The sequence below is a fragment of the Bifidobacterium sp. 2450 genome, from assembly GCF_041900695.1.
GTDB lineage: Bacteria > Actinomycetota > Actinomycetes > Actinomycetales > Bifidobacteriaceae > Bifidobacterium > Bifidobacterium longum.
Window position 1 is genome coordinate 1 of the sequence record NZ_JBHEEA010000030.1, and the last position, 8123, is coordinate 8123.

General features: G+C 54.7%; 7 protein-coding genes. All 7 read left to right on the forward strand.

The genetic code is table 11. The annotated features are described in order from the left end of the window. Window positions 1-177: 177 nt before the first annotated feature. The 7 genes from ACEUKI_RS10610 to ACEUKI_RS10640 all read left to right on the forward strand — a co-directional run bounded on the left by ACEUKI_RS10610 (window position 178) and on the right by ACEUKI_RS10640 (window position 8069). A complete protein-coding gene (locus tag ACEUKI_RS10610; protein ID WP_374156877.1) occupies window positions 178-936 on the forward strand; it encodes a transposase in 759 nt (252 codons plus the stop codon). A gap of 140 nt (window positions 937-1076) precedes the next feature. Continuing rightward, complete coding sequence (gene istA / locus ACEUKI_RS10615) at window positions 1077-2558, forward strand: IS21 family transposase (RefSeq protein WP_374156878.1); 1482 nt, start codon at window positions 1077-1079, stop codon at window positions 2556-2558. 2 nt (window positions 2559-2560) lie between these two features. Further along, complete coding sequence (istB, locus tag ACEUKI_RS10620) at window positions 2561-3346, forward strand: IS21-like element helper ATPase IstB (protein WP_144169533.1); 786 nt, start codon at window positions 2561-2563, stop codon at window positions 3344-3346. A gap of 262 nt (window positions 3347-3608) precedes the next feature. Beyond that, window positions 3609-3848, forward strand: coding sequence for a hypothetical protein (locus ACEUKI_RS10625; RefSeq protein ID WP_080785775.1), 240 nt, complete (start codon window positions 3609-3611; stop codon window positions 3846-3848). 262 nt (window positions 3849-4110) lie between these two features. Next, complete coding sequence (locus ACEUKI_RS10630) at window positions 4111-4869, forward strand: hypothetical protein (RefSeq protein WP_080785778.1); 759 nt, start codon at window positions 4111-4113, stop codon at window positions 4867-4869. Between the two features lie 10 nt (window positions 4870-4879). Then, window positions 4880-6544 carry an InlB B-repeat-containing protein gene (locus tag ACEUKI_RS10635; RefSeq protein ID WP_374156879.1) on the forward strand — a complete coding sequence of 555 codons (1665 nt, stop codon included), beginning with the start codon at window positions 4880-4882 and terminating at the stop codon, window positions 6542-6544. A gap of 340 nt (window positions 6545-6884) precedes the next feature. Further along, a complete protein-coding gene (locus ACEUKI_RS10640) occupies window positions 6885-8069 on the forward strand; it encodes an IS256 family transposase (protein WP_131218582.1) in 1185 nt (394 codons plus the stop codon). The last annotated feature ends 54 nt before the right edge of the window (window positions 8070-8123 follow it).

Sequence of the window (8123 nt, forward strand, 5' to 3'; positions counted from 1 at the left end):
CATGTCAAGGCTCGGTGAGACCGTACCAGCAGCGAACTGATCACCGCCACAGGGACGGGCGAAGACCAAAGTGCGCAAGAGTTCGGGCACTACCATTGTGTTTTCCGACCAAAGAAAATGACAACTGGAAAGCGTCTGATGGACGGCATATGCAACCGGCTTCTCAACGTCAAAGGCATGGTGGTCGAGGACGCGTGCATCGTCGACTCCCCATTGCGCCCCGTGCCCGTGCTCGAGATCCGCCCGCGCCCGCGCAGGGGCATGCTCCGGTGCTCCCGATGCGGCAGACGCCGTCATGGTTACGACCGGGGCGGCGGCGTGCGTCGCTGGCGTCACCAGGACTTCGGCTGCCGGAGGGTCGGACTGGTCGCCGCCCTGCCGCGCGTGGACCGCCCGGAATGCGGCGTCGTGGTCGCCTCCGTGCCGTGGGCGGGGCCGGGCAGTCGGTCCACCAGGGATTTCGAGGCGGAGTGCGCGTGGCCGATGACGGTCGCGAACCGGAAGACGGTCGGCGGTTTCCTTCATATCGCGTGGAGGACCGCGGGAGACGTCGCCCGTCGGGTCGCCGAACGCGTCAAGGCGTCGATGCCCTCGCCGTTCGACGGCCTGACGGCGATCGGCGTGGACGGGACCAGCTACAGGAAGGGCCACACGTATCTGGCCGTGGTCGTCGACCACGAGCGGCATCGGGTCATCCGGGCGCGCGACGGGTACGGCAGGGACGTGTTCGGCCTGTTCTTCAAGGCGTTGACGCCCGAACAGCGCGCCTCCATCAAGGTCGTCACCGGCGACGGGGCCCGCTGGATCGACCCGTGCGTCGCCGAGCGCTGCCCGAACGCCGAACGCGTATTGGACGGGTTCCACATCGTCTCCTGGATGACCGACGCGCTCGACAAGGTCAGGATGTGTCTGTTCAATAGAAAGTGGGCCGTGTGAGCGTGTGGATGTCTTCCATGTGAGCGGCAGGTTCTGGTCCACTTCAGCGTGTGGTGAGAAACGAACACCGGCCCGTCCTGCCTGGACTAGTTTCCCGAGTTGAAAGTCAAACCGTTCGGTTTTCTCGGGAAAGGAAAGGAATGACGGTACCGGTGTCCGTACAACAACGTATCAGGGTGCTTGACGCGCATGGCATGTCATGGAGGAGCATCGCGAAAGAGGTGGGCGTGGCCCGCGACACGGTCGCGAAGTACGCCGGGAGGGAGGATTGCTCTCCCGGACCGGAGCGCTCCGTATCGCGGCCGTCGAAGCTCGATCCGTTCAGGGCGACGGTGGACGGGTGGCTGCAGGCGGACCGGTTCATGCCCCGCAAGCAGCGGCACACCGCCAAGCGCGTGTACGACAGACTCGTGTCGGAGAAGGGCTACGAGGGCTCGTATTCGCCGGTGCGGCGGTACGTGAAACGGTGGCGCGAGGAGCATCGCCTCCCGTCGGACGGGTATCTGGAGCTCAAGTGGCATCCGGGCGAGGCGCAGGTCGATTTCGGCATGGCGCAGGCCGTGGTCGGCGGGGACCGGGTCGACGTGCATTGCCTGGTCGTCACGTTCCCGTATTCGAACATGCGCTACTGCGTGGCCCTGCCCGGGGAGAACGCCGAATGCGTGTGCGCGGGGCTGCGCACGGTGTTCGAGCACATAGGCGCGGTCCCCCTGACGCTGGTGCTTGACAACGCCACCGGCGCCGGCCATCGGATCGCGTGGGACAAGGTCACCGTCGTGCACGTGTTCGAACTGTTCGTGGAGCATTACCGGCTGGAGACCAGGTTCTGCAACCCGAACTCGGGCAATGAGAAGGGCAGCGTGGAGAACGCGGTCGGGTTCCTGCGCCGCAACATCATGGTGCCCATGCCCGACGCAGAGTCCCACGGCCAACTGACCCGGTACATGCTGGAGCGTTGCGACGCGATGGCCAAGGAGACGCATTACCGCAAGGGCGCGCCGATCGGCGGCCTGTTCGCCGGTGAGAAGATGGATATGCAGCCGCTTCCCGCCAAGCCGTACGACGCGATCCGTTGGGAGGTGGGGAAGGCCGACAAGGACGGGCGTGTGCAGATCGACGGCAACTACTACCTCGCCGGCCCCTCGTGGCGCGGCTGGACTCTCGACGTGGGTCTGCGCGCGTTCGACGTGACGATCCGCACCCAGGACGGACGCACCTGTGCCAGACTGCCGCGCGTGTACGGGGATTCGCCGGCCACGGTGCGCAACCCCGCCACGCTCCTGCCCGCGTTGAGCCGCAAGACCCACGCATGGACCGATTCCACCATCCGTGACGATTTCCCCGACAAACTCAGGATCGCCATCGACCGCATGGACGCCAAGACACGCAGGACCACGTTCCGCGTCATCGCCAAGGCCAGCGCCGCGTCCGGCTTCGAGGCCGCCGTCCGGGCCGGAGAGCACCTGGTCGAACAGGGGCACGCGATCGACGAGGCCAGTGTGACCACCATGGCCCGGCGCATCGCCGCCGGCGAGAAGCCGTACGAGCAGTCGGCACCCGACCTGACCGGATACGACGTGTTCATGAAACCCCGACAGCCATGGGAAAGGAAGGAGGCCTGACCATGGGAACCCACCGTCCGCCGGTCGTCATGCCCGACATGAAACGCAGGCGCGCGTCCACCGGCGAAAGAATCGCAACGATCATGACCCTGGCCAGACGGCTGCCTCTGACCCGCCAGGTCCTCGCCGACCAGCTCGCGGACGCGACCCCCAGCCAGATGGAATTCATGGAATCGTGGATGAACGCCGAGATCGAATCCAGGGAACGCTCCAAACGCTCACGCCTGCTCAAGGCCGCCGGATTCCCCGCCGACAAGGGGCTCGGCGGCTACGACTGGACCCCGATCCGCTTCCCCGTCGACTACGGGCGCGGGCGGATCACGACCCTCGACTTCATCGCCGGCCACGACGACCTCGTCCTGTTCGGCCCTCCCGGCACCGGCAAGACCCACCTCGCCATCGCGCTCGGCAGGAACGCATGCCGCAAGGGCATACCCGCACGCTACTTCACCGCCGCGGGCCTGGTCATGCGGCTCCTCAGGGCCCAATCGGACAACCGGCTCGACCGGGAACTCGCCGCGATCGGCAGGACCCCGCTGCTCGTCATCGACGAACTCGGCTACGTGCCCATCGACGAGGACGGCAGCAGGCTCCTGTTCCAGGTCGTCACCAACGCGTACGAGACCCAGAGCATCATCTACACCACCAACATCGAGTTCAGCGGATGGGGCAGGATCTTCGGCGACCCCAACATGGCCGCCGCGATCATCGACCGCACCGTCCACCACGGACGGATGATCCGCTTCGAGGGCGAATCCTGGCGCAAGACCCACGCCCTCATGCAATAACCAATGCAATAACCAACAACCAGCAGGACCGGCCAACGCCGAAACGGCCTGAAACCCGCCGCTCACATGGACTAAAAGAAACGCCGAAACGGCCTACTCCAACTTGACAAAACACAGATCAAGGCCACCATCCGCATGGCCTACGGATTCCACCACGTCACCAACCTCATCGCGCTGGTCATGCTCCGATGCGGCGGACCCGACATACGACTGCCACAACCCGCAATCTAACCCACGAAAACAGCAGAAGCCTCTTTTTTGTATGTCATCTTGTGAGTGTAATATGAGCTCAAGGCTTAAGGAAGTCAAAGCTAGTATTGTTGAAAAGCAAGCGAGGCGTGATGAGGTTGAATATTTTATCGAGGACTTGAAAAAACAGGACTTGTTAACAGCGTTCGATGAAAACGTCTGGCTTAGCATGGTTGACTATCTATGCGTGCATAAAGATGGAAAGGTTGAGTTTACCTTCCTTGATGGGAACGTAATGAAAATAGACGGGTAAACAACGAACTAGTCAATATAGAATTTATCTTGTATAATCAGCGTATTAAAAGTTACGTATAAAGGGTTGACAAGCCATGAAAAGACTGACAAAATCCATGACAGACAGACAGACAGACAGCATAACTCTGTCTCTTTTCACGTAGAATTTTTTAACCGGCAGAAATATATACCTGATGGGTAGGTATGTGTTTCTGCCTATTTTTATGCGATTTTTCAAAACAATAAAGGAACATCAATAAATTGATAAGGAGATGTATAAGATGAAAACAATAGTAAAAAAGACAATGGGCCTATTGATGGCTACATTGGTAGCATTTGGCGTAATGACTGGAACTACTCAGGCATTTGCGGCTGAGAACCAGCTCGAATATAAGGTTAATAGTCAGTTAAGTGTAAGTGGTTCACTTTTCTCAAAGAAAGTTACTGGAACTGTAGATGTAAGTAAAACCGTAACTGCAACTCCCGTAACTCCAATTGAAGGTCAGACAGGTTTTTATTCAGGTGCTATAAGTGCACGCGTGGAAGCTGCTGATCTTTTTGAAGGAGCTTACAAAGTATATGAGAAGGATATAAAAGGGAAAGGTTTTGGACCTCGGAAATTTGAAAATATAATCATGTCTAGTGAAGGTGAAAATTTCCCCATTGCTCAATATACGGTACAATTCCCTTCTAATTTCAAGATTGACGCAAAAGCAATTACAGCTACCGAAAATTCATCTGCTATCAGTGCTATTACAGCAAAATATGTAGAAAAGGATAATTCAGTTGTTATCACTATTCAATTAGGAAATTGGAATGACTATAAAGAATTCTTTAAGCTTGTAGAAAGTGAACGTAATCAAACAGGACATGAAATTAACGTAAATATCCCATATACCGTAGAAGGTAAAGAAGAATTACTTGGGACTATAACCGGTTCGGGAATTTGCCAATTATATAAATTTGGAAATCACCCGGTTAATGATCCAATCGTTAACATTACATCCCCGTTAAAGTCACTTGAAATCAAGAGACCGTAGGAGGCTTGACGTGAAATCACTAAAGAATATAGCTATAACGATAGTATCAGCCACATTGATTGCATCAACGGTATTTGTACCGTCCGCATTTGCTGAAGGCAGTGAGCCTCTTCCGTATTTGATAAAGGATTTGTCGGCTGCTACGCCTGAATATTTGACTGATAGTGCGCTAAAGAATACGTATTGGGTTGATGTGGAAAAGAAGGAGATAACCGATGGCTTTGATGGAAAAACTTATTATGGAGTATTCCCTAAGTATTTAACCTCTCCAAGCAAAACAGCGATTGCGGATTTTCCATTTAACTCTTTGGATGGTATGACAAGTACTCCGAATGCAGGGATAGTAAATAGTTTTAATACGTATTGGTTCTTACCTGGAAATGGATTTGAAGAAAGATATGGTTATCTCGCAGGGCACGATACGGCAGAAGGAGATACAAAACCAGGACAACATCCTACAAAACCTATCGAAAATCGTGTCAATCCATTTGGCTTTGAGGAAAATGATTTATTAACTCAAGATGAAATTAAAAATCCAGTTGATAAACTTAAAGTATACGGTGATCTAAGGCTCAAGGATGTAACGGATTCCAAAGCGGTTGGTGAACTACAGCCTGGGGATAAACTGAATCTTGATTTTTCAGTTAATATCCCATGGTTTAAGCGTTATCTCAATGGTTGGACGCTAGTCTATACAAGACTTGGTGGCATGAATGACGTTGAAATTGATAAATTCCACAATAGTTACGGTAAGGTTGATGCAGGATTTGCTTTCACATTAGACATTCCAGATGGTGTAGAAGTAGCTAATGATGCATCTGCTACAATTAGCGGAATTAAGGGATTTTCTCCAAGTGTAACAAAAACAAATGATGGTAAAACACTCATTGTTACATTAAAAAAAGATAATCCTGGAACAACTCAGAAATGGCAAGACATCATTAGCGAAGTTAAGAATGTAGATACAAGCAATATCGTGATTTCAGTAACTGGTTTATCTGTGAAGAAGGCAGCTACTGAAGGTGAGCAATATAGGATTCGTGGAACGGTATCTGGTTTCTATGATTTTGCCAATTCTCTTACAGAGAATTTTGTGAAAGCAACAACTGCAAGAGAGGATAACTGTGCTAATCGCAATTATTTCTTCTTTGCAGCTGAACAAGACGCGAGTGGGCTTGATAATAATGGTGAAGAAAATAAGCCTAAACAAATCTCTTATTCGTTCCAAGTGAAGAAGCCTGCTCAAAACACGGTTACTTTCAAGAACGGCGATAATACGCATGCAGCGGTGAAGGTAGAAACCGGTAAGGCTATTGATACGGATGCGTTGACTGATCAGTCCATGCCTGCTAACCCAACGAAGGCCGGTGGTTATGCCTTCAAGGAGTGGAACACGAAGGAAGATGGCAAGGGCGAGACGTTTACGGGAGCAAGCGTAGTTAATGGCGATATGACTGTGTATGCCATTTACACGAAAGATTCTGTGCCGACACCGAATCCAACTCCAAATCCGTCTACGTCGGAATTGAAGCCGCAGTCTGAAAAGCGTATTGGTATGCTTTCTAAGACAGGCGAATCGGCATCATTTGCAGCTTTGATCGCAGCGCTAGGCTTCTCGATTGCGGGACTTGCAATTCTTCGTAAGAAGAAAATGATGGAAGAAAACAATAAGTAGGCACTGCTTGTTTTAAGTAACTAGCATTGTTTATTGGAAGATGGCTCTAGCTATATGTTAGAGCCATTTTTTGTATGTCATCTTGTGAGTGTTATTTGAGATAAGCTTTCTTCTTCGATAATAAATAATATGATGCTCCGAGCTAAAGTTTCAGGATTCCTATAAATAGTTTCAGAGTACAAAGTAATAGTTTCAGAGTTCCGAGCTAAGGTTTCAGATAACGCCTGAGATTTTGCGCACTTTGGTTTGGGCTTGAGATAGGGGCATGGCCCGTGTCCTGTGTACGATTTTCAGTCGCCAGACATTAGAAAACCGCGATTGGAAACGAGGGCACGAAGCCATGTCACAGCAGATTCTACAGGTCGACCAGGCCATGTTGGAAACCACCCTGGACCGGATGGTCCGCAAAAGCGTCGAGGAGACCCTGAACGCGATGCTCGACGCCGAGGCCGACGAGATCACCGGCGCCGCGCGCTACGAGCGCAGCGGGGACCGCAAGGCGTACCGGGCCGGCCACTACGAGCGCGACCTGACCGTCAAGGCCGGCAAAATGAGCCTGAAAGTGCCGAAACTCAAGGGCGCGGTGTTCGAGTCGGCCGTGATCGAACGATACCGTCGGCGTGAGGAGAGCGTCGAGGAGGCCTTGATCGACATGTACCTGGCCGGCGTCTCCACCCGCCAGGTCGATGATGTCAGCCGGCTCCTGTGGGGCGACCGCATGCCCTCGCAGACCCTGAGCGACAAGCTCAAGCGCGTCTATGCGGATATCGACGCATGGCGGGGCAGGCCCCTCGAACAGGATTACCCGTACCTGTTCATGGACGGCGTGTGGCACAAAAGGTGCTGGGGCGGGTCCGTGGAGAACGTGAGCATCCTGGTGGCCATCGGCGTCGGCATGGACGGGCGGCGCGAGGTGCTTTCGGTGGCCGAGGGCATGAAGGAGGACGCGGAAAGCTGGCGCGAATTCATCAAAGGCATGCTCGCACGAGGCCTCAAGGGCGTGAGACTGGTGACGGGAGATCGGTGCGCGGGGCTGGTCGCCGCCGCGGGCGAGCTGCTGCCCGATGCCCGCTACCAGCGGTGCATGGTGCATTTCGAGCGCAACATACTCGCCAGGGTCAACCCCGGGAACCGCGACTGGGCGGCCGACGCACTGAAGGCCGTGTTCTCCATGGAATCACGCGACAAGGCGTTGGAGAAGGCCGAATCCGTCGCCCGGGACATGGAATCCAGGAAACTCAAGGAGGCCGCCAAATGCCTGCGCGAGGGCATCGGCGAGACCACGACCTACCTGCTCGACGACTACCCGCGCGAGCATAGGCGTCGGATCCGCACCAACAACATGATCGAACGGCTCAACCGCGAGATCAGGCGCAGGACCCGCGTGGTCGGCTCGTTCCCCGACGGACGCAGCGCGTTGATGCTCGTCTGCGCGAGGGTCCGCTACGTGACATCCGACGAGTGGTCGACGCGCCGCTACCTCGACATGTCAAGGCTCGGTGAGACCGTACCAGCAGCGAACTGATCACCGCCACAGGGACGGGCGAAGACCAAAGTGCGCAAGAGTTCGGGCACTACC